Origin of the sequence: Stenotrophomonas mexicanensis, from assembly GCF_032911605.1 — a bacterium.
Lineage (GTDB): Bacteria > Pseudomonadota > Gammaproteobacteria > Xanthomonadales > Xanthomonadaceae > Stenotrophomonas > Stenotrophomonas maltophilia_A.
Genome location: NZ_JAWJTG010000001.1, coordinates 261274 through 286690 on the forward strand (window position 1 = coordinate 261274; position 25417 = coordinate 286690).

23 protein-coding genes are annotated in these 25417 nt (G+C 66.8%); 17 read left to right on the forward strand and 6 right to left on the reverse strand.

From position 1 onward, the window contains the following. Positions 1 to 158 precede the first annotated feature (158 nt). The 4 genes from R1L06_RS01255 to R1L06_RS01270 are packed head-to-tail and all read left to right on the forward strand — an operon-like array spanning position 159 to position 4570. Positions 159 to 2336, forward strand: coding sequence for a TonB-dependent receptor (locus R1L06_RS01255; protein WP_317216692.1), 2178 nt, complete (start codon positions 159 to 161; stop codon positions 2334 to 2336). A gap of 52 nt (positions 2337 to 2388) precedes the next feature. Then, entirely contained in the window at positions 2389 to 2688 is a 300-nt protein-coding gene (locus tag R1L06_RS01260; protein WP_071228342.1) for a DUF3649 domain-containing protein, read from the forward strand. Then, entirely contained in the window at positions 2685 to 4295 is a 1611-nt protein-coding gene (locus R1L06_RS01265; protein ID WP_317216693.1) for a PepSY-associated TM helix domain-containing protein, read from the forward strand. The genes R1L06_RS01260 and R1L06_RS01265 overlap by 4 nt, the downstream gene beginning before the upstream one ends. Beyond that, positions 4292 to 4570: a DUF3325 domain-containing protein gene (locus R1L06_RS01270; protein ID WP_317216694.1), complete on the forward strand. Its 279-nt coding sequence runs from the start codon at positions 4292 to 4294 to the stop codon at positions 4568 to 4570. The genes R1L06_RS01265 and R1L06_RS01270 overlap by 4 nt, the downstream gene beginning before the upstream one ends. Before the next feature lie 171 nt (positions 4571 to 4741). On the opposite strand, the gene R1L06_RS01275 is transcribed toward R1L06_RS01270, so the two are convergent. Both R1L06_RS01275 and R1L06_RS01280 read right to left on the reverse strand, forming a co-directional pair. Next, positions 4742 to 5854 (reverse strand): DNA glycosylase AlkZ-like family protein, encoded by a 1113-nt coding sequence (locus R1L06_RS01275; protein ID WP_317216695.1) that lies wholly within the window; start codon positions 5852 to 5854, stop codon positions 4742 to 4744. Between the two features lie 53 nt (positions 5855 to 5907). Beyond that, the gene (locus tag R1L06_RS01280) at positions 5908 to 6492 is read right to left on the reverse strand and encodes a TetR/AcrR family transcriptional regulator (RefSeq protein ID WP_317216696.1); all 585 of its coding nucleotides are present in this window, start codon (positions 6490 to 6492) and stop codon (positions 5908 to 5910) included. Positions 6493 to 6731: 239 nt separating this feature from the next. On the opposite strand from R1L06_RS01280, the gene R1L06_RS01285 reads away from it, so the two are divergent. Next, a complete protein-coding gene (locus R1L06_RS01285) occupies positions 6732 to 8927 on the forward strand; it encodes a TonB-dependent receptor (protein WP_317216697.1) in 2196 nt (731 codons plus the stop codon). A gap of 172 nt (positions 8928 to 9099) precedes the next feature. Here the strand turns inward: R1L06_RS01285 and R1L06_RS01290 are convergent, their stop codons facing one another. Both R1L06_RS01290 and R1L06_RS01295 read right to left on the reverse strand, forming a co-directional pair. Further along, entirely contained in the window at positions 9100 to 9456 is a 357-nt protein-coding gene (locus R1L06_RS01290; RefSeq protein WP_317216698.1) for a hypothetical protein, read from the reverse strand. A 463-nt stretch (positions 9457 to 9919) separates the two neighbouring features. Further along, positions 9920 to 10585: a TraX family protein gene (locus R1L06_RS01295; protein WP_317216699.1), complete on the reverse strand. Its 666-nt coding sequence runs from the start codon at positions 10583 to 10585 to the stop codon at positions 9920 to 9922. Positions 10586 to 10697: 112 nt separating this feature from the next. On the opposite strand from R1L06_RS01295, the gene pip reads away from it, so the two are divergent. From pip to R1L06_RS01335, 8 genes are all read left to right on the forward strand, one after another. Beyond that, a complete protein-coding gene (gene pip, locus R1L06_RS01300; protein WP_317216700.1) occupies positions 10698 to 11645 on the forward strand; it encodes a prolyl aminopeptidase in 948 nt (315 codons plus the stop codon). A gap of 284 nt (positions 11646 to 11929) precedes the next feature. Then, positions 11930 to 12229, forward strand: a complete 300-nt coding sequence (locus tag R1L06_RS01305; RefSeq protein ID WP_317216701.1) for an EF-hand domain-containing protein — start codon at positions 11930 to 11932, stop codon at positions 12227 to 12229. A gap of 293 nt (positions 12230 to 12522) precedes the next feature. Further along, the gene (locus tag R1L06_RS01310) at positions 12523 to 12822 is read left to right on the forward strand and encodes a hypothetical protein (RefSeq protein WP_006369764.1); all 300 of its coding nucleotides are present in this window, start codon (positions 12523 to 12525) and stop codon (positions 12820 to 12822) included. Positions 12823 to 12884: 62 nt separating this feature from the next. Beyond that, positions 12885 to 15644, forward strand: coding sequence for a magnesium-translocating P-type ATPase (mgtA, locus tag R1L06_RS01315; RefSeq protein ID WP_317216702.1), 2760 nt, complete (start codon positions 12885 to 12887; stop codon positions 15642 to 15644). 31 nt (positions 15645 to 15675) lie between these two features. After that, entirely contained in the window at positions 15676 to 16413 is a 738-nt protein-coding gene (locus tag R1L06_RS01320) for an MgtC/SapB family protein (RefSeq protein ID WP_088026119.1), read from the forward strand. Positions 16414 to 16523: 110 nt separating this feature from the next. Beyond that, complete coding sequence (locus R1L06_RS01325) at positions 16524 to 17579, forward strand: sensor histidine kinase (protein ID WP_317216703.1); 1056 nt, start codon at positions 16524 to 16526, stop codon at positions 17577 to 17579. Continuing rightward, on the forward strand, positions 17572 to 18213 hold the full coding sequence (locus R1L06_RS01330) for a response regulator transcription factor (RefSeq protein ID WP_317216704.1): 642 nt from the start codon (positions 17572 to 17574) through the stop codon (positions 18211 to 18213). The genes R1L06_RS01325 and R1L06_RS01330 overlap by 8 nt, the downstream gene beginning before the upstream one ends. Next, entirely contained in the window at positions 18210 to 18755 is a 546-nt protein-coding gene (locus tag R1L06_RS01335; RefSeq protein ID WP_317216705.1) for a DUF1697 domain-containing protein, read from the forward strand. The genes R1L06_RS01330 and R1L06_RS01335 overlap by 4 nt, the downstream gene beginning before the upstream one ends. Positions 18756 to 18866: 111 nt before the next feature. Here R1L06_RS01335 and R1L06_RS01340 read toward each other — a convergent pair whose 3' ends face one another. Both R1L06_RS01340 and R1L06_RS01345 read right to left on the reverse strand, forming a co-directional pair. Next, positions 18867 to 20039 (reverse strand): low temperature requirement protein A, encoded by a 1173-nt coding sequence (locus R1L06_RS01340; protein WP_317216706.1) that lies wholly within the window; start codon positions 20037 to 20039, stop codon positions 18867 to 18869. Positions 20040 to 20048: 9 nt separating this feature from the next. Further along, on the reverse strand, positions 20049 to 20315 hold the full coding sequence (locus R1L06_RS01345; protein ID WP_032129472.1) for a hypothetical protein: 267 nt from the start codon (positions 20313 to 20315) through the stop codon (positions 20049 to 20051). Positions 20316 to 20518: 203 nt separating this feature from the next. Here R1L06_RS01345 and R1L06_RS01350 point away from each other — a divergent pair, with 203 nt between their 5' ends. From R1L06_RS01350 to blaL1, 4 genes are all read left to right on the forward strand, one after another. Beyond that, on the forward strand, positions 20519 to 21043 hold the full coding sequence (locus R1L06_RS01350; protein WP_032129471.1) for an RNA polymerase sigma factor: 525 nt from the start codon (positions 20519 to 20521) through the stop codon (positions 21041 to 21043). Beyond that, positions 21040 to 21891, forward strand: a complete 852-nt coding sequence (locus R1L06_RS01355; protein ID WP_317216707.1) for a FecR family protein — start codon at positions 21040 to 21042, stop codon at positions 21889 to 21891. The genes R1L06_RS01350 and R1L06_RS01355 overlap by 4 nt, the downstream gene beginning before the upstream one ends. A gap of 71 nt (positions 21892 to 21962) precedes the next feature. Then, positions 21963 to 24392 carry a TonB-dependent receptor gene (locus R1L06_RS01360; RefSeq protein ID WP_317216708.1) on the forward strand — a complete coding sequence of 810 codons (2430 nt, stop codon included), beginning with the start codon at positions 21963 to 21965 and terminating at the stop codon, positions 24390 to 24392. A gap of 95 nt (positions 24393 to 24487) precedes the next feature. Further along, positions 24488 to 25360, forward strand: coding sequence for a L1 family subclass B3 metallo-beta-lactamase (gene blaL1, locus R1L06_RS01365; protein WP_317216709.1), 873 nt, complete (start codon positions 24488 to 24490; stop codon positions 25358 to 25360). The last annotated feature ends 57 nt before the right edge of the window (positions 25361 to 25417 follow it).

Here is a 25417-nt window from a genome sequence, read left to right on the forward strand (position 1 = left end):
CCCAGCCACAGATCGCCCACGCACCTCGCGTGCAGCACTGCCACACCGGCAGTGCCGTGCCCTCTGCCAGCCATTCCACAGCCCGCGTCGTCCTGCCCCTGCAGGTCACAGACGGCGCCGTGCTGGCCGATCGCACGACCCACCGCACGAGAACCGCCATGTCCCTCCCCCTGCGAACCCTGCCCCTCCCACGCCGCTCGGCGCTGTCTCTGGCCGCCCGTGCGGCGTTGCTGCCCACCCTGCTGATCGCCACTGCCGCCCACGCCAACGACGCGCCCGATGGCGCCCGCCAGCTGCCCACGGTGAACGTACGCGCCGACAAGACCGCGCCTACCGATGCCTACGCCGGTGGTCAGGTGACGCGCGGCAGCCGTGTCGGCCTGCTCGGCGACCTCGATTTCATGGACACACCGTTCAACACCACCCGCTACACCGCCGAATTCATCGACAACATCCAGGCGCCGGACCTGGTGCGGGTCATCGCACTGACCGACCCCAGCGTCTACAACAGTGGCTCCAGCGGTGGCATCACCGACTACTTCAACATCCGCGGTTTCGGTGTCGCCTCGTCGGATATCGGCTTTGGTGGCCTGTACGGGCTGATCCCCTACTACCGCGTCACTCCCGAACTGGCCGAGAACATCGAGGTGCTGAAGGGTCCGTCCGCGCTGCTCAACGGCATGCCGCCGGGCGGCTCGGTGGGCGGTGCGGTGAACGTGGTACCCAAGCGTGCAGGCGACACGCCGCTGACCCGCTTCACCGCCAGCTACGGCAGCGACGCGCAGTGGGGCGGTCACCTGGATGTCGGCCGCCGCTTCGGCGCGGACAAGCAGTTCGGTGTACGCCTCAATGCCGTGCACCGCGACGGCGACACCGCCACCGACCACCAGCAGCACAAGACGCAGCTCGCATCGCTCGGCCTGGACTGGAGTGGTGAGCGCTCGCAGGTGTCGCTGGACCTGTTCAGCAGCCGCGACCATGTGGATGGCCTCAACCGTGGCGTCTCGCTGGCGCCCGGCCTGGCCGTGCCCCGCCCTCCGAAAGCCAGCACCCTGTTTGCACCGGATTGGACCTTCAGCACCGTCAAGGACCAGGCCGCCGCACTGCGCTGGTCGTTCGACATCAATGACCACCTGCAGGCGCATGCCAGCTACGGCCACGGCCATACCGATTTCGACTCCATCGCCAGTGCCACCACGCTGATCACCAACACCGCCGGCGACTTCCGCAACAACTTCGCCCACCAGCGCTTCATCTACAGCAAGGACACCGCCGAAGCCGGCTTGTCAGCGCGTTTCCGCACCGGCGCGGTCGATCATGCGCTGGCGATCAGTGCGGCCTGGTACCAGCACGACCAGAAGTTCGGCTTCAAGCGCAACCTGCTGGCCCGCGATTGGGTAACCAATATCTACAACCCGCAGTGGGGCCCTGCCATCGACCGCAGCTTCAGTGATGCGTCGCTGCCGAAGACCGCGGAAGTGCGCACCACCAGCTTCGGCATCGCCGATACGCTGTCCTTCATCGATGATCGTGTGCAGCTGACCCTGGGCATCCGTCACCAGACCGTGCTCAGCGATACATTCGATGGCGGCACAGGCAAGCGCACCGCACGCTACGACGCCAGCGCCAACACCCCGGCCGGTGCACTGCTGTTCAAGGCCAGCGACCGCCTGTCACTGTATGCCAATTACATCGAAGGCCTGAGCCAGGGCAGCACCGCCCCGGCAACCGCCGCCAATGCTGGCGACGTGTTCCCGCCCTACAAGACCCGCCAGCGCGAGGCCGGTGCCAAGTTCGACTTCGGTCGCCTGGCCAGTGCGCTGAGCGTGTACGAGATCGAGAAGCCCGGCTCCTACACCGACCCGGCCACCAACGTGTTCTCGTTCGGCGGCCAGCAGCGCAACCGTGGCGTGGAATGGACCGTGTTCGGCCAGGCCACCGAACAGCTGCGCGTGCTGGGTGGCATCGGCTGGCTGCAGCCGAAGCTGACCCGTACCCAGGGCGGCATCAACGAGGGCCGGCTGGCGACGGCCACACCGCAATGGCAGGGCAAGCTGGGCGTCGAATGGGACGTCCCGACCGTGACCGGACTCACTCTCACCGGCAACGCGGTCAGCCTTTCCAAGGGCTACATCAATGCTGACAACAGCCAGTGGGTGGCGGGCCGCACCGTGTTCGATCTCGGTGCCCGCTATGCGACGCAAGCGGCCGGCCATCCGCTGGTGCTGCGCGCCACCGTGCAGAACGTGACCAACAAAGCGTACTGGGCGGGCAGCCTCGGCTCGGGGCTGGGTACGCCACGCACCGCCCTACTGTCGGCCACCGTCGATTTCTGATCCTCGTTTCAAGGGCGCCACGCCATCGCGCGTGGCGCCCCGGAGAACTGATGTGAGCGTTTCCCGTACCACCGCCGTGCTGGCCTGGCTGCCCCTGGTCTCACGCATCCTCGCCGCGCTGTTCGGCGGCTATGTGCTGGCCGCGCTGTGCAGCATCGCCGCACTGGCGCTGCCCATCGATGGCCGCCAGGCCGTGTTCACCGGCATGCTGGCCAGCTTCCTTCTATATGCGGGCGCCGTAGTCTGGGTGTTCGCGGTGCGCTCGGCGTGGCGCGCGTGGATGGGCCTGATCGTCGCCGCGCTTCCGCTGTGGCTGGTTGCACAGATGGTCGGCAACGGAGGCGGTGCATGAGCAAGGTCGAGCGCAGCCCGAAGCCACGCGGCATCCGCCAGACCATGTCCGACCTGCACATCTGGGTCGGGCTGCTGGCCGGCTGGATCCTGTACGCGATGTTCCTCACCGGCACCGCCAGCTACTTCCGCGACGAGCTCTCGCGCTATACCCGCCCGGAAATCGCCACACCGTCCACGTTGCCGGATGCCGCTATCGTCACGCAGCGCACCGTCGCCACGATCATGGCCGACACGCCTGCGGCCAGCCAGATCAACCTCAGCCTGCCGAGCACGCGCATGCCGTGGGTGTCGGCGATGTGGGCCAGCCCGGGTGGGCGTGGCCGGCATGGTTTCGACTCGGGCCTGTTCGATGCCAGCACCGGCGCGCCGCTGCAGGCACGTGACACCGGCGGCGGCGACTTCTTCTATGCCTTCCATTTCAACCTGCATTACATGCCGGCCATGTGGGGTCGCTGGATCGTCGGCCTGTGCGCGATGTTCATGCTGGTGGCCATCGTCAGCGGCGTGATCACCCACAAGAAGATCTTCGCCGACTTCTTCACCTTCCGTTGGGGCAAGGGCCAGCGCTCGTGGCTGGATGGTCACGCGGCACTCTCGGTACTCGGCCTGCCGTTCCATTTCATGATCACCTGGAGCGGGCTGGTGATGCTGGCGGTGCTGTACATGCCGTGGGGCCTGGCCAAGCTGCCTGACAAGCGCCAGCAGGCCGAGGTGGTCAGCGAGATGCGCCTGTTCCTGCCGCCGCAGAAGGCCGCGGGCCACGCTGCCCCGCTCACCGACATTGGTGCGCTGGTGCAACAGGCCGAGCAGCGCTGGGGAACCGAATCGGTGGGCAGCGTGCAGGTGCAGAACCCCGGCGACCAGAACGCGCGCGTGGCCGTGGTACGTGCGCAGTCCAGCCGTGTTTCCACCACGCCGAACTACCTGCTGTTCGATGGCAGCAGCGGACAGCTACTGCAGGTCAAGGAGCACTCGGGCGTCGCCGCCGATACCCAGGGCGTGCTGTACGGCCTGCACCTGGGGCGCTTCGCCGATGCCGCCCTGCGCTGGCTGTACTTCATTGTCAGCCTGGCCGGTACCGCCATGGTCGGCACCGGATTGGTGCTGTGGACGGTGAAGCGCCGCGCGCAGCTGCCCGATCCGCAACGACCGTACTTCGGCTTCCGTCTTGTCGAGCGACTCAACATTGCCACGGTCGCCGGCCTGTCGGTGGCGATGACCGCCTACCTGTGGGCGAACCGCCTGCTGCCCGTTGCCATGGACGCGCGCGCGGCGTGGGAGGTGCATGTGTTCTTCCTGGTCTGGGCGGGCATGTTCGTGCATGCAACGCTGCGTACACCCAAGCGCGCATGGATCGAACAGTTCCTGCTGGCGGCGTTGCTGCTGGCGCTGCTGCCGGTGCTGACCGCGGTGACCACGCCGCATCCGCTGTGGCGCACGCTGGCCTCGGGCGATTGGGCGTTCGCAGGGACCGACCTGACCCTGCTGGCATTGGCCGCCCTGCACATACTTCTGGCCTGGCGCACCTGGCAACATGCTCCGAAGGTGAAACGCGCCCGGCCGTCTGCCGCGTCACGCAATGCGGTTTCCGAGGCCAGCGCATGATCCACGTCATTCTATTTGCGTTGTCGCTGGCCGCGTTCGCCTGCCTGGCACTGGCGATGGAGCGTCATCAGGGGGACGTATTGCGTCGTGTGCTGAGCGCGCAGGCAACCCAGCAGCTGCGCGCGATTGGCTGGGCACTGCTGGTGTTCAGTACCGTGTTTGCCATGCGCGGGTTGGGCGTGGGTTTCGGTCTGGCCGCGCTGTCCGGTCACACCAGCGTTGCCGCGGGCGTGGTGGTGTTGGCGATGGTGGCGCATGGGCGGTGGAATCGGTAGATGCCCACCTTGGTGGGCACTGGTGAAAGCGGCGCCAACCAAGGTTGGCGACTACCGGGCCTTAGGAGCGTTGCTCTGGTAGATGCCCACCTTGGTGGGCGCCGATGGAAGCCAGCGCCAACCAAGGTTGGCGACTACCTGGACCTACAGGCACCCATGCGCCGCTGGGCGCTACAGAAAAGAGGCCATGCGCTGCAGTTCGTCTTCAAGCGCACCACGAAACACCTTGTCGCGGGCCAGTGACTTGCCGGCATAACCCACGCTGGACACCAGCTCACCGTCGCGTACGCTGAGATTGGCCCAGCCCACTACCTGGTCGTGCCACAGCACCGGCAGTGCGTAGTAGCCGTACTGGCGCTTCGGCGCAGGCGTGTAGGCCTCGAACTTGTAGACCCAGCCCCACAGCAGCTCGAAGCGGCGGCGGTCCCACACCACCGGGTCGAACGGCGCCAGCAGGCGCACCTGTTCGTCCGGCGCATGCCGGCGCGAGCGCGGGTTCTCGTCCGCCGGCCAGTACCAGGTGGTGCCGTCCAGCGTGCAACTGGCCAGCTGGTGCTTGGCCAGCATCAACGCCTGCCGGGTCTGCTCGGCCAGATGCGGTGCGCCATAGCCCAGTAGGCGCACCAGATAGGTCAGGCTGGCCGACGGCAGTGGCGCGTACTTGCGCACCACCAGATCAATCAGGGCCGCGGCGCGTTCAATCTGTGCCTGCTCGCTGGCATCGGCTTCCGTGTGGTTGGCCACGGCGTAGATGCGGGTGCCGCTGTCGCGCCGCTGCACGCGCAGCAGGCCACGGTAATGCATGCCATCCAGCAGGTGCGTGCTAGCATTGCTGGTGCCGCCCCAGTAGTTGGTCACCCGCCCATGCGCGAACGCCTGATCAACCTCGCGCGGATGCACGCTGCCGCGCTCGCGCACGAAGGCCAACACGTCCGCCGCGCGGCGCTGCGTTTCGGCATCCCATGCGCGCTTGGACACGCGCGGGTGCATCAGTGCCAGATATTCGCGCGGCAGGAAGCCGTAGTTCACCAGGCAATCTTCCTCCACAGGCAGGCGCGCATAACGCCGCTCCAGATCACCGGCACGGTAGTCCTTCACCCGATGGCGCAGGGTCAGGTCCTGTGCGCGTGCCGGCGCCCGGATCGGGTCAGCCTGCACGAAGCCCAGGCGACGGATCGCGGTCAGCAGCGTGGTGGGCTTGAACAGCGTGCGCGCCACCGCATGGCGGCGCAGATCATCGAGGGTGGGCGTGGCAGGCATGGCCGCATTGTAGATCCACGCCATGCGTGGATGGGGCCGTGCCGAACCGTGCAACGGCATCCACGCATGGCGTGGAGCTACCGAAGTTCCAACACCTCCAGCGAACCGATTACCAGCGCACGCATGCCCTGCTTGAACTCGGTGATCACCTGGCCCTCTTCGTCGTCTGCAATGCCATAGACCGTGTCGGCACCGGCAATGCAGTAGAACGCGATCGTGGCCAGCAGCCAGCGTGCCTTGTCCAGCGGCAGGCCGAATACCTCGGCCACATGGGCCTGGTGCGAGGCGATCTTCTCCAGCATCGGCGTGGTCGCCACCGAACGGCGCAGCAGGTAAGGCGGCAACCCCGGGTGTACTTTCACTACCTCGCACAGTGATTCCACGAACCCCAGCAGGTAGGCCTGCAGCCCACCCGGCGCATCGGCAGACGCACGCGGAATCTGCCAGCGCTGGAACACCGTATCGGCCACCAGCCGCTTCAAGGCCTCCAGGTTGGCCACGCGCTTGTAGAGCGCGGCCTGGGTCACCGCCAGTTCGGCGGCCACGTTGGCCATGGTCAGGTTCGGCAGGCCCAGCTTGATGCCGATGTCGGCCAGACGATCGGGGGTGATGGTGGGCGGACGGCCACGGGCCGACGCCGGGGTTTCAGGGTGCATGTTCATACCGTAGCGAGGGTGCCAGCAAAGGGACCCTCTTGTCCGCTTCATATGATTTAGTTTAATTTAATCAACTAATTTGGAATGCGTGTGGTTCGCAACCCCGCCGCCGTCCGCGATCGAGCCCATGGCTCATTTCCCGCCAGGTCCCCACCCAGCCGACAACCCTGCGCCGCGCCCTCCCCCGTGCTTGCCGTCGGCAGCGCGCCAGGCGCGTTCGCACCTGCGATTCACAGGAACCTGGCATGACCGTGTACCACCTTTCCTCTCCCCTGCAGCCCGCAGCGGCCGCCGCGAGCCGCGGGCAGATGCATCCGCCGATGGCCCGGCGCTTCCGGGTGTCAGTCCTGGCAATGGGGCTGCTGGCCTCGTTTGCCGCGCTGGCCGAATCCGCGCCGTCCACTCTGCCCTCGGTGCAGGTGCAGGAACAGCGCCGGGTGACCGGCGACTATGCCGGCGGACAGGTGGCCTCCGGCGGCCGGGTCGGCCTGCTCGGCGACAAGGACTTCATGGACACGCCGTTCAGTACGGTCAGCTACACCGAAGCCTTCATCCGCGACCGCCAGGCCAAGGACCTCACTGACGTCATCGCCGCCACCGACCCGACGGTGTTCAGCAACGGCGTCACCGGATCCTGGAGCGAGAACTACGCCATCCGCGGCTTCGCCTCCAGCACCAGCGATACCACCTTCAACGGCCTCAGCGGCATGGCGCCGTACTACCGCACCTCGCCGGAAATGTTCGAGCGCATCGAGGTCTTGAAGGGCCCGTCCGCCCTGCTCAACGGCATGCCGCCGGGCGGCTCGGTCGGTGGCAGCGTCAACCTGGTGCCCAAGCGTGCCGGCGAGCAGCCGTTGCTGCGGGTCAGCGCCAACTTCGCCTCCGATGCGCAGTTCGGCACCCATGTGGACGTGGGCCGCCGGCTGGGCGCCGACAAGCAGTTCGGCATCCGCTTCAACGGCGCCTACCGTGATGGCGACGGTGCTGTCGGCAAGCAGAGCAAGAAGGTGCAGCTGGGCTCGCTGGCGCTGGATTGGCGCGGCGAGCGCGCCCGCCTCTCCGCCGATCTGTACAGCGCCGACGACCGCGTCGATGGCCCGGCCCGTGGTGTCGGCCTGGCACCGGGCGTGGCGATTCCGCGACCGCCGCGTGGCGACACCCTGATCAACCCGGACTGGGCCTACGTGGACAGCCAGGACAAGGGCGCGATGCTGCGCGGCGAGCTGGACATCAACGAACACCTGATGGCCTACCTGGCCTATGGCACCAGCAAGACCGACTACCGCTACAACGGTTCGATCAGCGCGCAGATCCTCAATCCAGCCGGCGACTTCAGCACGGTGATCGGCCAGCTCGCCTTCGACATCAAGAAGCAGTCCGGTGATGCCGGCCTGCGCGGCAGCTTCCGTACCGGCAGCGTGAGCCATCAGTGGGCCGCCAACGTGACCCACTACCAGCACACCCAGAACGACTACGGCCGCCGCAGCGTGCCGGGCTGGGACTGGACCACCAACCTCTACAACCCGGTGTGGGGCCCGGCTGCGCCGTTCATCGCGCCGCATATCTCGCACACCGAACTGCGGCTGGACAGCATCGGCTTCGCCGACACGTTGTCCTTTGCCGATGACCGCGTGCAACTGACACTGGGCGTACGCCGCCAGCAGGTGATCAGCGAGACCTTCAACGTGGCCAGCGGTGCGCGCACCTCGCGCTATGACGAGAGCGCCACCACCCCGGCCGCCGCCCTGCTGGTGAAGGCCACTGATAAGCTTTCGCTCTACGCCAACTACATCGAAGGCCTCAGCCAGGGCGCCACCGCGCCGATGACCGCCGCCAACGCCGGCGATGTGTTCGCACCGTTCCGCACCAAGCAGAAGGAGCTGGGGCTGAAATTGGACCTGGGCAGCTTCGCGCACACCTTCAGCGTGTACGAAATCAAGCGTCCAAGCAGCTACACCGACCCGGTCACGAATATCTTCTCGTTCGGCGGCGAACAACGGAACCGCGGCGTGGAATGGGGCTTCTTCGGCTCACCGCTGGATGGCGTGCGCCTGCTGGGCGGCGTGGCCTACGTGCAGCCGAAGCTGACCCGCACGGCCGGCGGCGTGAATGAAGGCCGCATCGCCACAGCGGTTGCGCAGCGGCAGGCGAAGCTGGGCGTGGAATGGGATGTGCCTGCGCTGGAGGGTTTGACCCTGACCGGCAATGCCACTGCGATGTCGACGCAGTACATCAGTGCCGACAACAGCCTGTCTGTGCCGGGGCGCACGTTGTTCGATGTGGGGGCGCGCTACAGCACCACCGTGGCGGGTCGACCGCTTGCGCTGCGGGCCAGCGTGAACAACGTGACCAACAAGGCGTACTGGGGCATGCCGTTGCTTTCCAGCCTGGCGCTGGGCGCACCGAGGACGGTGTTGCTGTCGGCCACGATGGATTTCTGAAAGGCATCCACGCGTGGCGTGGGGCTACTGCGTGGATCTGCTGTAGAGCCGAGCCATGCTCGGCTCCGTCTCCTTCGATGAGCCGAGCGTGGGCTCGGCTCTACAGAATGCCGGGCAATCCGCCAACAGCATCCACGCATGGCGTGGATCTACTGAACCTCGACCCTCCATCTCATTCCGGATGCAGGCGATAGATGGCATGGCTGGTCAACGCCAACGCAGCCAGTTTCAACCCTTCCATCACCCGGTCGCCCACGTAGTGCTCCGGGCCGCCATTCTGCCGGGCGCGTTCGGCGGCCAGCAGGATCTCCTGCACGATACGCAGCCCGGCCAGTGCACCATCAGCATCGGCCAACGCCATGCATCGGCCCGGCAGTTGATGGCGCTCGGGCCAAGACTGACCGTCAGCAGCCGCGCCCAACCCGATGCGATGCAGCAGGGTCGTCAGGCTGTTGGGATCGGGCGGGATGTCGTGCCCCTCATCGGCATTGGCCGGGGCGCGCTGATGGGGGAACTCCGATGCATTCATGGCAGGTCTCCGTGCAAGGCATGCAGGACCACCGCCCTTAACAAAGGCGGCGGACGGTACGTGGCTGGAAATCCGGCGGTCGCGTAAGCACTAACCGGCAGGTGGGTTTTCACCCACCTCCACGCACCGCCCGCCATAAAGCTCGAACGGAATGCCGGCCGACGCCGCACAAGGCGACGCCGGCTGGCGAGCGCAAACTACACGCGACCAACGGGGTTTCCAGGCCCCGGCCATCCTTTTTCGATGGCACCCCATCATGAGCACAACGGGGTGGCAGGCGCCAACAACCCAAGTGCAAAGACAGCAACGTTCACGCAGTGGCAGCATTGTCGCATATCGACAATCGAGCCGAAGATTCAACAACTTGCACCACGCCGATGACGGCATGCTTCACCCGCATCGGCATCGCGCATTCCTTGACCGCATCCGGCATTCAGGGACATGCCACATGCCAGTTCCGACATTACGCAAGCAGATGAGCAATCAACGCCAGCACCGCCAGATGCCCCACGTAGTATCCATAAAACGCCCAGCGCCAGCGCGGCAGTTGCCACGGCACCCGCGCCGCCAACAGCAACACAGGAACGGCCAGCAACGCCCAGCCGTTGTGGTTGGCCCAGCACACCGCCCCGAGACCGACCAGCAGCAGCCACCACGCGCGATACCGGAATGCGATCCAGCCCAGCAGCACAGAACCAACGCCGGCCCACTGGTAGTCCACCAGCATCGGCAACACGCCAGCGGCCAGCAACAACTGTAGTGGGCGATTGTTGGCCAGTGCATGCACGGCCACCGCGGCCACCGCGAAGGTGAGCAGGATGTTGAGCGGCAGCCAGTAGCCGAAGGCCAGAGCATGCAGCGGTTGCGCGACCACGCCCCATACAGCCAGGCGACGGATCGACTTGCGCAGGTCTGCACCCGGCTGGGCGAGGTTGCAGGCCATTACCAGTGCAAACAGCGGGAACGCGATGCGCCCCAGTTCGCTTATGACCGGCAGGTAGCCGCCGTAGACCACTTTTGCCACGTGGTCGCCGGTCATGGTCAGCAGTGCGATCCATTTCAGCAGCTCGCGTGCGCCGCTGCTGAGGCTGGGGTCGGGCGTGGACATCCCTGTCGTGGTCGCTTGCATCGCGGAAGCTTATGCGCATCGGCCAGCCCATTTCCAGCACCGCGAAAGCATGTGCCACTGCAGGCACCGAGCTGCGGCGCTATGCTGGCCGCCCCTGTTTGTGAGCATCCCCATGCGTACCCTGTACCCCGCCATCGAGCCCTACCGCGAGTTCACCCTGCCGGTGAGCGATCTGCACACCCTGCATATCGAAGAGTGCGGCACGTCAGAGGGCATCCCGGTGGTGTATCTGCACGGTGGCCCGGGCGCCGGCATCTCGCCGACCCATCGGCGCTTTTTCGACCCGGCGCGCTACCGCATCGTCTTGATCGACCAGCGGGGCAGCGGCCGCTCCACGCCGTTCGGCGAGCTGCGCGACAACACCACGCAGGATCTGGTGGCCGACATCGAGAAGGTGCGCGAGCACCTGGGTATCGAACGCTGGCTGGTCTATGGCGGCTCCTGGGGTTCGACCCTGTCATTGGCCTACGCGCAGGCGCATCCAGAGCGTGCCACCGGACTGATCGTGCGTGGCGTGTTCCTTGGCCGCGAGATGGAGAACCGCTGGTTCGCCGAGGCCAACGGCGGTGCACGCTGGATCTTCCCGGAACGCTGGGACCGCTACGAGGCCTATATCCCGGAGGTCGAGCGCGGTGACATGCTCGCGGCCTACTGGGCACGCCTGGACAGCCCGGATGAAGCGACCCGCATCGAAGCCGCGCAGGCCTGGCTGGGCTGGGAAGACAACGCCGCCACCCTGCAGCACGACGTGGATGCCGTGTCCACGGATGACCCGCTGGATACGCTGGCCAAGGCCCGCATCGAAGCGCACTACTTCCGCAACGGCATCTTCCTGGAACCGGACCAGCTGCTGCGCGACATCGATCGCATCCGCCATCTCCCCGGCGTGATCGTGCAGGGCCGGTACGACATCATCTGCCCGCCGCGCAGCGCCTGGGACCTGGCCAAGGCCTGGCCGGAGGCCACGCTGGAGATGGTGACCTCCGGCCACAGCGCGAACGAGCCTGCGACGGTGGATGCGCTGGTGCGCGCCACGGATGCGTTCGCCGACCGTTTCTGAAGACAAGGGGTAGTGCCGGCCGCTGGCCGGCATCCCGGGGCTTGTAGGAAGAGTCGACTGTCAGTCGACTGCTCTCGGCGGGAAGCCGAAAACCCCGCGCTGCGCGCGATAGTCGACTCTACCCAGCCGTCTCCGCGCCGTCGATCACGGCAGCCCGGTGAATGGCGGCTCACCGCCACCGACCAGGCAGGCGGATTCTTCGCAGCTCGCTTACAGGCAGGCGCCGATGATCCGGCCGTGGCCACGGACAACCCTGGCCTACCTCCCTACTTCTGGAGCCTGCCATGACCGGTGTTCGCTATCTCCCCGTCGCTCTCGCACTTTGCGCGGGCCTGCTTCTCGGTGCGTGTTCCAAGACCCAGGAAGCCAGCAAGACCACCGCCGCCGAGGACCTGACCGAAGTGAAGCTGATTCCAGCCTATGAATCGCTGGACAAGGACAAGGACGGCATCGTCACCCTGGCCGAAGTGGATGCCGTCGCACCCGACTGGGCCGAGCGTCTGCACGCCTGCGATACCGACCGCGACCAGAAGCTGACCCGCGGCGAATATGACGTGTGCAAGCAGACCAGCACCGCGCATTGATCCCGTGATGCGCCCTTGATCGGCGCGATGCGTGCCCGGCTATACCAAGGTATAGCCGGGCTAACCCACGAGCCTCTAGGACTGCCCCATTCAGGGGCGGACAATAGCGCCACTGGCCAGGGCAACCCTGGCTGGCTCCCTCCCCTCATGGAGACGCAGATGGACCCCGACCCTGCCGGGCGCACCGCGCCCCGTATGCCCGCCTGTTGCCTGTTCCTGGCGCCTGCCCGCCGGTCCCTGCCTGCCTGAGTGACGGGGGATCGCCAGGCGCCGCCTGCCTGGAGATCACCCCCATGTCCTACAAGATCCTCTACATCACCCTGCGCCGCCTGATCGGCGAGCGCGATGTTGCCGCCCTGCGCAGCCACCTGCTGCAGCACGGCCCCGTGGTTTTCGCCCGTTCGCTGTCGCTCGGTTCGCCGCGCGTGGTCGCCGACGCACTGTCGCTGCTGCCGATCAGCGAACGCATCAACGTGCTGCGCCATCTGCCCTACCCCCTTCGCGATGCGATGAAGCCGCTGTGCATCGGCGGCAGCCAGCGCCTGCACATGCAGCCGTGGTCGCCGGCGGTGCTGGCGATGCGCCACGCCTGAACCGTTGCATCCGTTCCGTTCGTGTTCCGGCCGCGGCCGGCTCTGACATTCAAGGAGTTCCCATGAGCCTGCTCAACGCCTGGTTCAATGCCTTCCTGCGCAGCCGTCGCGCAGGCAACCTGTTCGGCCGTCGCGCCATGCCCGAAGCCGGCTTCGGCCCAGGCAGCGCCGAGGCCGCCCCGTTCGCGCTCACCACCGGCCTGGTCACCCTTGCCCAGCAGGATGAAGCCCAGCTGCTGGCCACGCTGGAGTCGCATGCCGATGGCCTCAGCCCGCATGAGGCCGAGGAGCGGCTGGCCACGCTTGGCCCCAACGAGGTGGATCACGAAAAGCCGCTGCCGTGGTGGCGGCACCTGTGGCAGTGCTACCGCAGCCCGTTCAACCTGCTGCTGACCGTACTGGCGGCGGTGTCCTGGCTGACCGAGGACATCAAGGCTACGATCGTGATCGGCGCCATGGTGCTGCTGTCCACGCTGATCCGCTTCGTGCAGGAAGGCCGCTCCAACCGTGCCGCCGAGCGGCTGAAGGCGCTGGTCGGCAACACCGCGCGCGTGCTGCGCCGCAATCCGGGCACCGAGGCCGCCGATGTGGCCGACCAGTACTTCGGTGCGCACCTGCACAGCCGTCGTCCGGCGCGGCTGCTGGACCTTCCGATCCGCGAGCTGGTGCCCGGTGACCACATCGTGCTGTCGGCCGGCGACATGATTCCGGCCGATTGCCGCGTGCTGACTGCCAAGGACCTTTTCGTGGCGCAGGCCGCGATGACCGGAGAGTCGCTGCCGGTGGAGAAGTTCGCGCACCCGGGCGATGGCCTGGCTGGCCTGCTGGAGCAGCACAACCTGTTGTTCATGGGCACCAATGTGGTGTCCGGCACCGCCACCGCCGTGGTGCTGGCCACCGGCAACCGTACCTACTTCGGCACCCTGGCCCAGCGCAGCACCGCCACCGACCGTGCGCCCACCGCGTTCCAGGCCGGCGTCAACAGTGTCAGCTGGCTGCTGATCCGCTTCGCGTTGGTGATGGTGCCGTTCGTGCTGCTGATCAACGGCTGGACCAAGGGCGATTGGACCGAAGCGTTCCTGTTCGCGCTGTCGGTGGCGGTGGGCCTGACCCCGGAAATGCTGCCGATGATCGTCACCTCCACCCTGGCCAAGGGTGCGGTGCTGCTTTCGCGGCGCAAGGTGATCGTCAAGCGCCTGGACGCGATCCAGAACTTCGGCGCGATGGAAGTGCTGTGCACCGACAAGACCGGCACCCTCACCCAGGACAAGATCGCGCTGGAACGGCACACCGACGTGTTCGGTCACGATTCGGAGGATGTGCTGAAGTTTGCCTACCTCAACAGCCATTTCCAGACCGGGCTGATCAACCTGCTCGACCGTGCGGTGCTGGAGCACGTGGAGCTGCAGAGCTCACTGCGGCTGTCGCAGGACTACCACATGGTGGATGAGATTCCGTTCGACTTCGAGCGCCGCCGCATGTCGGTGGTGGTGTCCGAACGTGAGGACCACCATGAGCTGATCTGCAAGGGTGCGGTTGAGGAGATGCTGGCGGTATGCAGCACCGTGCGCGAGAACGGCGAGGACAAGCCGTTGGATGAGCAGCGGCTGGCGCGCGTGCGGCAGACCACGGAGGAACTGAACGAACAGGGCCTTCGCGTGGTGGCAGTGGCGATGAAGGAAACTGCTGCCAGCCAGACCGTGTATTCGCAGGCTGACGAGTGCGGCCTGACCCTGGTCGGCTACGTGGCCTTCCTGGACCCGCCGAAGGAATCGGCTGCACAGGCGCTGCAGGCGCTGGCCGCGCATGGCGTAGAGGTGAAGGTATTCACCGGCGACAACGAGCTGGTCACCGCCCGCGTCTGTGCCCAGGTCGGGCTGGAGGCGGACACCATCCTGACCGGTCCGCAGATCGAGCGCATGGATGACGGCGCGCTGTCGCGGGCGTTGCACCACCACCGTGTGTTTGCCCGATTGACACCACTACACAAGGAGCGCCTGGTACGCGAGCTGCGCGCACAGGGCAAGGTGGTCGGTTTCCTCGGCGACGGCATCAACGATGCACCGGCGCTGCGCGCGGCCGACATCGGCATCAGCGTGGACAGCGCGGTGGACATCGCCAAGGAGGCCGCCGACATCATCCTGCTGGAAAAGAACCTGATGGTGCTGGAGGAAGGTGTCATCCAGGGCCGGCGCACGTTCAACAACATGCTGAAGTACATCCGCATGACCGCCAGCTCCAACTTCGGCAACGTGTTCTCGGTACTGGTGGCCTCGGCCTTCCTGCCGTTCCTGCCGATGCTGCCACTGCAGCTGTTGGTACAGAACCTGCTGTACGACATCTCGCAGATCGCCATTCCGTTCGACAACGTGGACGAGGAACTGGTGCGCAAGCCGCTGAAGTGGAACCCGGCAGACATTGGCCGCTTCATGGTGTTCTTCGGGCCGATCAGCTCGATCTTCGACCTGAGCTGCTTCGCGCTGATGTGGTACGTGTTCGATGCGCGCACACCGGCCGACCAGGGTCTGTTCCAGTCCGGCTGGTTCGTGGTGGGCCTGCTGACCCAGACGCTCATCGTGCACATGATCCGCACGCCGAAGGTGCCGTTCCTGCAGAGCATCGCTGCGCCGCCGCTGCTGGTGATGACCGGCCTGATCATGGCCATTGGCGTGGCCCTGCCGATGAGCCCGCTGGCTGGCTACTTCAAGCTGCAGGCCCTGCCGACCGGCTACTGGCCGTTCCTGGTGGCGATCCTGTTCGGCTACGCGGTGCTGAGCACCGTGCTGAAGAAGATCTATATCCGTCGCTACGACTGGCAGTAAGCGCCCGCCGCCTGGTCCAGGGAGAAGCAGAATGGACATCAATCCGAACCTGCCGGCGTTCAACGCCGGCGCGACCCTGAGCTCGTTGATCAGCCTCTCGGTGGCCTTCGTGCTTGGCACCGTCATCGGCCTGGAGCGACAGCTGCGCCAACGCACCGCCGGCCTGCGCACCAATACACTGGTGGCGGTGGGCGCGGCAGTGTTCGTGGACCTGGCCGTGCGCTTCCATGACCTGTATGGCGGCCCGCCGTCACCGTTGCATGTGGTGGCCTATGTGATCTCCGGCGTTGGCTTCCTCGGCGCGGGAGCAATCATGAAGGACGGTGCGCAGGTGTCCGGCCTGAACACCGCCGCCACCCTGTGGGGCTCGGCGGCGGTCGGCGCCTGTGCGGGTATCAAGCTGCTGCCGGAGGCGGTGATGGCGGCGGTGTTCGTGCTGGCCGCCAATACCCTGCTGCGGCCGGTGGTGAACCGCATCCAGCGGCAGCCGTTGCCGGAGGCGTTCAGCGAGGCGACCTATGCAATCAACGTGGTCTGCCAGCGTGAGCAGCAGGCCGAGGTACTGGACCAGCTGTTGCTGCTGCTGGAACAGGCGCACTACCCGGTGCGCGCGGTGGACCAGCGCCCGTTCGGCGAGCGCGACGTGGAGATAGAAGCGGTGCTGTATGCCACCACGGTCGATGCCGGTGAACTGGATGCGGTGCTGGCCACGCTGGCGACCACCCCCGGCGTGCTGCAGGGGTTCTGGAACGCCAGCCTGGAGGAATAGCGCGGCGGGCTATCCAAGGTTGTGCCGACCAACGGTCGGCACCCACCAAGGTCGGCATCTACCAAATCCGGCTTTGCTATCCTTTCCCCCCACGCCAGGGAGACGTCCCGATGCCATCGCTTTCGCCCCGCCGCCATCTGGTGCTGCTGGCCCTGATCGTCGTGATGGCGGCGATCTTCCTGATCGACACCGTCACCGATTACGCGGTCGCCGCCGCCTGCTTCTACGCAGCGGTCATCCTCGCGGCATCGCGCGTACTCACCGCGCGCGGGCTGATCAGCCTGGCCATCGCCTGCATCGCACTCACCGCCCTGAGCTTCTTCCTCACCCGCTTCGGCACCTACCGCATCGGCCTGGTCAATTCGGTGATCGGCATGCTGGTGATCGGCATCACCACCTACCTTGCGTTGAAGATGGAAGCGGCCAAGGCCGCGGTGCAGGAAGCACAGGGCCGCCTGCTGCGGGTGGCGCGCGCGTCGACCGTGGGCGAGCTGACCACCTCCATCGCACATGAAGTGAACCAGCCGCTGGCGGCCATCGCCAGCAGCGCCGAAGCCTGCCAGCGCTGGCTGGCACAGGACCCACCGAACGTGGACAAGGCCCGGCAGACCGTGGCCCGGATCCTGGCCGACGCGCACCGCGCCGGTGACGTGATCGCCCGCATCCGCGGCCTGACCCAGGGTGCTGCACCGGAACGACGCGCGTTTGACCTGAACCAGGCGGTGGAGGAAATGCTGGCGCTGTCGCGCAGCGAGCTGGACCAGCACGGCGTGGCCGTGGCCCTGTTGCTCGATGCCGACCTGCCGCTGGTGCAGGCCGACCGCGTGCAGGTGCAGCAGGTGATCGGCAACCTGATCCTCAATGCGGTGGATGCGATGGAAGCAGTGCCGGCTGCCGATCGCCGCCTGTCCCTGTTGACCCAACGCGACGGACAGCGGATCAGCCTCAGTGTGCGCGACCGTGGTGTCGGCCTGCCCGGCGATCATCCCGAGCGTGTGTTCGATGCGTTCTGGACCACCAAGTCGCACGGGCTGGGCCTCGGTCTGAGCCTGAGTCGTTCGATGATCGAGGCCAACGACGGCCAGATCCGCGCCGAACGACCGGCAGGTGGCGGCGCCTGCTTTGTGTTCGACCTGCCCATCGCCACGGAACTCCCCCATGCGTAAGCCCGCTGCACCCATCACCGACCCGGCACCCATCGTCTACGTGATCGACGACGATCCGTCGGTGCGCGCCGCGCTGGAAGACCTGCTGGCCTCGATGGGCCTGCAGGTAAGGGCCTTCGCCTCCACCCAGGCGTTCCTCGAACACGAACTGGAAGACGCACCGGCCTGCCTGGTGCTGGACGTGCGCATGCCCGGTCAGAGCGGGCTGGAGTTCCATCGCACGATGGGCAGCCACTGCCTGCAGTTGCCGGTGGTGTTCATTACCGGCCACGGCGACATCGCAATGGGCGTCAACGCGATCAAGGACGGTGCCATCGAGTTCCTGACCAAGCCGTTCCGTGACCAGGAGCTGCTGGATGCGATCCACAAGGGCATCGACATCGACCGCCAGCGCCGCCGTGACGGCGAGGCACTCGATGCCCTGCAGCAGCGCTGGAACACCCTCAACGCCGGCGAGCGCGAGGTGGTCGACGGTGTGGTACGTGGCCGCCTCAACAAGCAGATCGCCGGTGACCTCGGGGTCAGCGAGATCACCGTGAAGGTGCGCCGCGCACAGGTCATGCGCAAAATGGGCGCGCGTACGCTGGTCGACCTGGTGCGGATGTACGACCGCCTGCAGGCAGGTTCCCCATGAGCGTGCATGTCGCACTGCTGCGAGCAGTCAATGTCGGAGGTACCGGCAAGCTGCCGATGGTTGAACTGGTGGCGATGTGCGAAGACGCCGGCTTCACCGACGTGCGCACCTATATCGCCAGCGGCAACGTGGTGTTCCGCAGCGGACTTGGCGAAGCCGGCGTGCGGAAAGCCCTTGGCCAACGGCTGCAGGCCTATGCCGGAAAACCGGTGGGTGTATTGGTGCGCTCCGCAGCCGAGATCGCAGCGGTTTCCGCCCGCAATCCGTTTCCGCATGCCGCCGGCAATCGCGTGGTCGCGCTGTTCGTGGATGAGGCACTGCCCGCCGATCCCTTGATCGGGGTGACCGGCCTGGGCGATGAGCAGCTGGCGCTGGGTACCCGCGAGCTCTTCGTCCACTATGGCGACGGCATGGCCGACTCACGCCTGCGGATTCCCTATGCCCAGCAAGGCACCGCCCGCAACCTCAACACGGTCGGCAAGCTTGCGGCAATGGCCGCCGCACTCGGCCAGGTCACCTCAGACAGTAGAAGGCGGCGGTAGAGTCGACTGTCAGTCGACTATCGCCCGCAGCGCGGGATTTTCTGCAACCTTGTGGAAGAGCAGTCGACCAACAGTCGACTCTACCCGGCACGGGCTGGATACCGGACAAGATCACGCCCGTTGCAGGCGGTACTTCAACCGCGTATCCATCAACCCCACCACCAGCAGCACCGCACTGGTCAGCCAGCCAGCGGCCAGCAGATGGGTCTGCAGCAGTACGAAACCCAGCACGCCCAGCGCCACCGCACCGATCAGATGCGAATACGGTGCGCGTCCGTACACCACGCGCTTGTACAGCGCGCTGCCCAGCAGGTAGATCAACGGGCCGGCCACCAGCACGGCCGCATACACCGGCGTCACCGCAGCGTGCGGGTGGTCCATGACCAGGTCATTGCCCACCGCCGTAGCGATGATCCCGGCGATCAGCAACGCGTGCACATAGTGGAAGTTGGCGCCCATCCGGCCCGGGTCTTCGGCATGGCTGATGGCCTCGGTGGCGTCGCGGCTGGAGATGCCGAAGTACAGCCACCACATGGCGATCGTGCCGGCGAACGTGGCAAGCACCGCCGACACCACCGCCCCACTCCACTGTTCGGCCTCGCTGAGCACGCCACCGGTCGCCAGCAGCGTCTCGCCCAGTGCGACGATGACGAACAGCTGGCAGCGCTCGGCCAGGTGCCCACCTTCGATGGTCCACTCGCGGGTGTGCGAACGACCCAGCCCCGGGAACGCGAAGCCGAACATCGGTGAGATGTATTCGCACGCCACCGCCACCGCCCACAGCGCCAACCGCGTATTGCCCTCGGCTGCCGCACCTGCCAACCAGAAGCAGGCCGACACGCTCACCCAGGCCAGCATGCGACGGAAGTTCGGCGCCAGCGGGTGCGTGCGACCGACCTCGAACAGCACGAAGGCGGTTCGCCCGACCTGCATGGTGGCATAGGCCCCAGCGAACACCCAGGCACGGTCGGCGAACGCCTCGGGAATGGACGAGGACATCAACAAGGCCAGCAGCATGGTGGCAAACAGCAGGCCACGGATGCGCGGCGCCTCCGGATCGAACCAGTTGCTGACCCAGCAGGCGTACTGCCAGCCCAGCCACACCGCGAACCACAGCACCAGCGTCTGCAGCACGCCGGCCAGATCCAGGTGATGCAGCAGGTGGTGGCTGAGCTGGGTGACCGCGAACACGTAGACCAGGTCGAAGAACAGCTCTTCGTAGGTCACGCGCGCATGGTGGCCGTCGCGCTGGCGCAGGGCCGGCAATCGCAGTCGTGTACTCATGGCTTTCCTTCAGCGCGCCAGGCGCCAGTAGAGCAGACCGGCCAGCAGGGCCGGCACCGCGAACACCAGCAGCAGGATCGGCAGTTCTTCGCGCATCCCGTAGCCGGCCTTGCTGACGCCTACCCACAGGTTGGCCACCGTCACCAGCAGCCAGGTGGCAATGAACGCGATCAGGGCCGTGGGCAGCTGTGAGGTGCCCACGCTCCACAGCCGCCCGAACAGCAGGAACACCCCAAGCAGCACGACGCCACCCACCATCACCAGAAGCACATGCATGGTCCACCTCCTTGAGCCTGCAGGCAGGCTAGCCGTGGGCGATTCTGCGCTCCAGCCGATGATCGTGGATTCACTTTCCAGGCGCGGCGAACAATCGCCCTGACGATCGCGGCATGGCAAACGAGAACAGTTCCCATTAGTATTGAGTCATTGCGCAGGGATGACCTCCCGGCACCCGCCTTTCACCCTTGCTGCCCGTCCGGATGTCCCAGCCGACACTTCCCCGCCCACCTGCGCTGCCGCTGGTGACCTCGCTGGTGCGCCACTACGAGGAACTGGTGGACTACCTGCATCGCCGGTTCCGCTCGCCCGGGCTGGCCCGCGAAGTGGTGCACGATGTCTGTGTGCGCCTGCTGGAACGCCCGGCCGCGCATGACGCCCGCCAACCGATCGCGCTGCTGCGCAGGATCGCCCACGATGCGGCGGTCGACCGCTGCCGCGCCGAGGATCTGCGCCGGCACTGGGTGGAGCCCCGCGCCGAGCTCCCCGAAGGCGCCTGCGAGCGCCCCGGACCCGAGCGCCAGGCGCAGGGCCAGCAGGCGCTGCAGCGGCTGACCACCAGCATCGAGCGCATGCCCTGCCGGCGGCAGCAGGTGTTCATCCTGCACAAGATCCACGAGCTGCCCCAGGCCGAGGTGGCGCAGCGGATGGGCATCGGCCTGAAGGCAGTGGAACGTCATCTGCGCCTGGCCATGGCCGACTGCCGGCTGCACGGTGCGCTGCGGTGAGTCCTGCATCACCCGATCCGGCACCGCCGTCGCAGCCCACCGAACCGTCCGCCGAGGACACGCTCGATCAGCACCGGGAGGCACTGAAGGAGCGTTTCCCGTTGCCAGGCCCGGAACAGCTGCAGCGGCGCCGCGGCGGATCTGGCGCGAAACGGGTACTGCCGGTGCTGTTGCTGGCGGCCGCCGCGCTGCTGCTGGCCGACCCGGCCTGGCAGGTGCGTGACTACCAGACCGCCGTCGGCGAGCGCCGCGACATCGAGCTGCCGGACGGCAGCCGTGTGCTGCTCGACGCAGGAACCCACCTGCAGGTCCGTCGCCATCTGCGTTCGCGGCAGGTGCTGCTGGCGCAGGGCCATGCGCGCTTCGAGGTGCAGCATTCAGCGTGGCGCCGCTTCCAGGTCGATGCTGGGCCGGTAAAGGTACGCAACTACGGCACGGTGTTCGATGTTGACCGCCAGGGCGATCTCAGTGAGGTCACGCTGTGGCGCGGCGAGGTCGGTGTCAGCGTGGATGGCGGCGGCACCGAGCAGCGGCTGAAGCCGGGGCAGCGCCTGCTGGCCCAGCCGGGCTCGCTGTCTCCGCCGGAAGCCGTGGATCCGGACCGGGCCGACTGGACCACCGGTCGGCTGCAGTTCGACCGCATGCCACTGAGCGAGGTGCTGCGCATCCTGCAGCGCTATCACGACCGTCCGATCGTGCTGGACGACCCGTCACTGGGTCCGCTGCAGGTGTCGGGCGTGTTCGATGCCGATCGTGCCGAGACGGCGGTCGCGCTGCTGCCGGAGATCCTGCCGGTCCAGGTGCATACCGCCGCCGACGGCAGCCTGCATCTGCGCGCCCGCGATTGATTGCCACGCCGAGGGTGGGTTGCGCGCCGTCCCATCCGGCAAGTGCTTGAACCCTTCCGAAGGACCCCCGCATGACCCGCCCTGTTCCGCCCGCCGCGCTGCGCCGGCTGGCCCCCACCCTGCTCGCTGCCTGCCTGTGTGCGGCGCTGCCCGCCACCGCGCAGACCGCTGCGTCCGCACCCGTCGAACTGCACCTGCCGGCCGGCCCGCTGCAAACTTCGCTCAACTCGCTGGCGCGGCAGAGTGGCATCCAGCTGCTGTTCGCGGCCGACAGCGTGAGCGGCCGCAACGCGCCCGCCCTCGACGGCCGCTACACCCCGCACGACGCCCTGCAGCGCCTGCTGGCCGGGCAAGGCCTGGCGATGCAGGAGCGCTCGCCGGGGGTGTTCGTGGTGAGTGCCACGCCGGCATCCCCCAAGCCCCGCGCTCCGGCCCGGGCCGCGTCATCGGCAGCGTCCCAGGCCACGACCACTTCGCTGGCCCGGGTCACGGTATCGGCCTCGACCGCGCGCATGCCGCAGGGCGAGACCGCGATGCCCAACACCATCACCGTGCTGACCCGCGAGGACATTGCGCAGCAGCTGGCGCTGGGCTCGGATGTCTCGCGCGTGCTGTCGGCGCAGATCCCGGCGTTTGCCCCGGCGCGCGAGAAGATGTCCAACTACGGCGAAACCATGCGCGGCCGCGGCATCCTGTACATGGTCGACGGCGTGCCGCAGTCGACGCCGCTGCGCGATGGCTCACGTGATTCGCACACCATCGATCCGGCCATGATCGAACGCATCGAGGTCATCCACGGCGCCAACGCGCTGCAAGGCATCGGCGGTACCGGTGGCATCGTCAACATCATCACCCGCAGCGCGCCCAGCGAGCCCGGCGCCTTCCTGCTCGACACCAACGTCAGCTACAGCTCGGCCCTGCCCAGCCGCCGTGATGACAACGGCCAGCGCGGCTCGGCACTGGTCGGCGCACGGGGCGAGCAGTTCGATCTGGTGGCCGGCCTGGCCTATGAGAAGCAGGGCCTGTACCACGACGGTGAGGGCCGTTCGATCGGTACCAACGCGCAGGGCGAACTGATGGATTCGACCTCGTCGAACGTGTTCGCCAAGCTGGGCTGGAACATTGCCGAGGGCCACCGCTTGCAGCTGATGGCCAACCGCTACGAGCTGCGCGGGCTGGACAACTACCTGGCGGTGAACGGTGATTACCGCACCGGCCGCCCGACCATTTCGGTGCCCGGCGATACGCCGCTGGATCCACCGATGAACCGCTCGCGTTCGTTGACGCTGGACTACAGCGCCGCCGATCTGCTCGGTGGCCGTTTCCAGGCACAGGCGTTCGCGGTCGACTTCGAAGGCCGCTATGGCGCCAGCCAGTGGGATCCGTGGGGCAACACCGGCGCCAACGCCGCCTGGGACCAGACCCAGAACGAATCGGACAAGCGCGGCTTCAAGCTGACCCAGAGCTGGGCCCGCATCGCCGACACCACGCTGGACGTGACCCTGGGCCTGGACGGCCTGCGCGACCGCACCCACCAGGTGCTGCTGGCCAGCGGCATGAACTGGGTACCGCAGACCACCTATCAAAGCCTGTCGCCGCTGCTGCAGCTGCACTGGTGGCCAACCGACCACCTGATGCTGTCCGGCGGCCTGCGCTACGAAAAGGGCGAGCTGGAAGTAGGCGACTACACCACCCTGCCCCGCTACGGCGCACGCAAGGTGGCTGGCGGCAAGCCGACCATGAGCGAGACCCTGCCCAACTTCGGCGCGGTCTGGTACATCAATGACCGTCTCAACGCCTACGCCTCGTATTCGGAAGGCTACACAGTGGCCGACGTCGGCCGCGTACTGCGCGCGATCAACCGCGACGGCCAGCGCGTGGACAATCTGATTGATCTGTCACCGGTGGTGTCGGACAACCGCGAAATCGGCCTGGAGTACGACGATGGCCGGTTCAGTGGCGATATTGCGTACTACACCTCTGAATCCAAGCTGGGCTCGGTGCTGATCTACGATCCGGGCATCGACGCCTATGCGGTGCAGCGCCAGGCCACCCGCGTGGAAGGCTTCGAAAGCAACCTGCGCCTGCGCCTGGGCGACAGCCGGCTGGGCCTGGGATATGCACGCGCCAACGGCCGCTACGATGCCGACGTCGACGGCCGCCTCGACAGCGACCTGGCCGGCGTCAACATCGCGCCGAACCGGCTGACCGCGTTCTGGGAACAGAGCTGGACACCACAGCTGAGCACCCGCCTGCAGGCCAGCCACGCCTTCGACCGCAACTTCGACCTGCGTGGCGCGCGGGTGGCGGAGTTCCAGGGTTACACCGCGGTGGACCTGCTCGCGCGCTACACGCTGGACAAGCACGCCTTCACCCTGGGCGTGCAGAACCTGGCGAACAAGCAGTACATCAGCTATTACTCGCAGACCACACCGTCAAACCCGAGCTATTTCTCGGGCCGTGGCCGAGTGCTGACACTGGGGTGGCAGTACCGGTACTGATCCATGGCGCCCTTATGGGAGCCATGAAATCTATGCGCGACGCGATGAAGGAGGCCCATGCTAGTTTCTGGGCCTCCTTCAAACGGACGTGAACCATGCGTTTTTCCCCGCTCGCCTTCGCCCTGGCCGCTGTTCTTCCGGTCGCGCACGCCAGCGCCGCCGAGGCACCACTGCCGCAGCTGCGGGCCTACACCGTGGATGCTTCCTGGCTGCAGCCGATGGCACCGCTGCAGATTGCCGACCACACCTGGCAGATCGGCACGCAGGACCTGACCGCCCTGCTGGTGCAGACCGCTGACGGCGCGGTACTGCTCGACGGCGGCATGCCACAGATGGCCGGCCACCTCATCAGCAACATGAAGGTGCGCGGCGTGGCGCCGCAGGACCTGCGGTTGATCCTGCTCAGCCACGCACACGCCGACCATGCCGGGCCGGTGGCGGAGCTGAAGCGCCGTACGGGCGCCAAAGTAGCGGCCAACGCCGAATCGGCGGTGCTGCTGGCGCGCGGTGGCAGCGACGATCTGCACTTCGGCGATGGCATCACCTACCCGCCTGCCAGTGCAGACCGCATCGTGATGGATGGCGAGGTGGTCGAGGTGGGCGGCATCGAATTCACCGCGCACTTCATGCCGGGACACACCCCGGGCAGCACCGCTTGGACCTGGACCGATACCCGCGAGGGCAAGCCGGTGCGTATCGCCTATGCCGACAGCCTGAGTGCGCCGGGCTACCAGCTGAAGGGCAACCCCCGTTATCCGCGCCTGATCGAGGACTACAAGCGCAGCTTCGCGACGGTGCGGGCGCTGCCCTGCGATGTGTTGCTGACACCGCATCCGGGTGCCAGCAACTGGGACTACGCTGCGGGTGCCAGGGCCAGTGCCAAGGCACTGACCTGCAAGGCCTACGCGGATGCGGCCGAACAGAAGTTCGACGCGCAGCTGGCCAAGGAGGCAGCTGGCGCCCGCTGATTTTGTAGAGTCGAGCCATGCTCGACTGCTCTGCTTCAGTCGAGCATGGCTCGACTC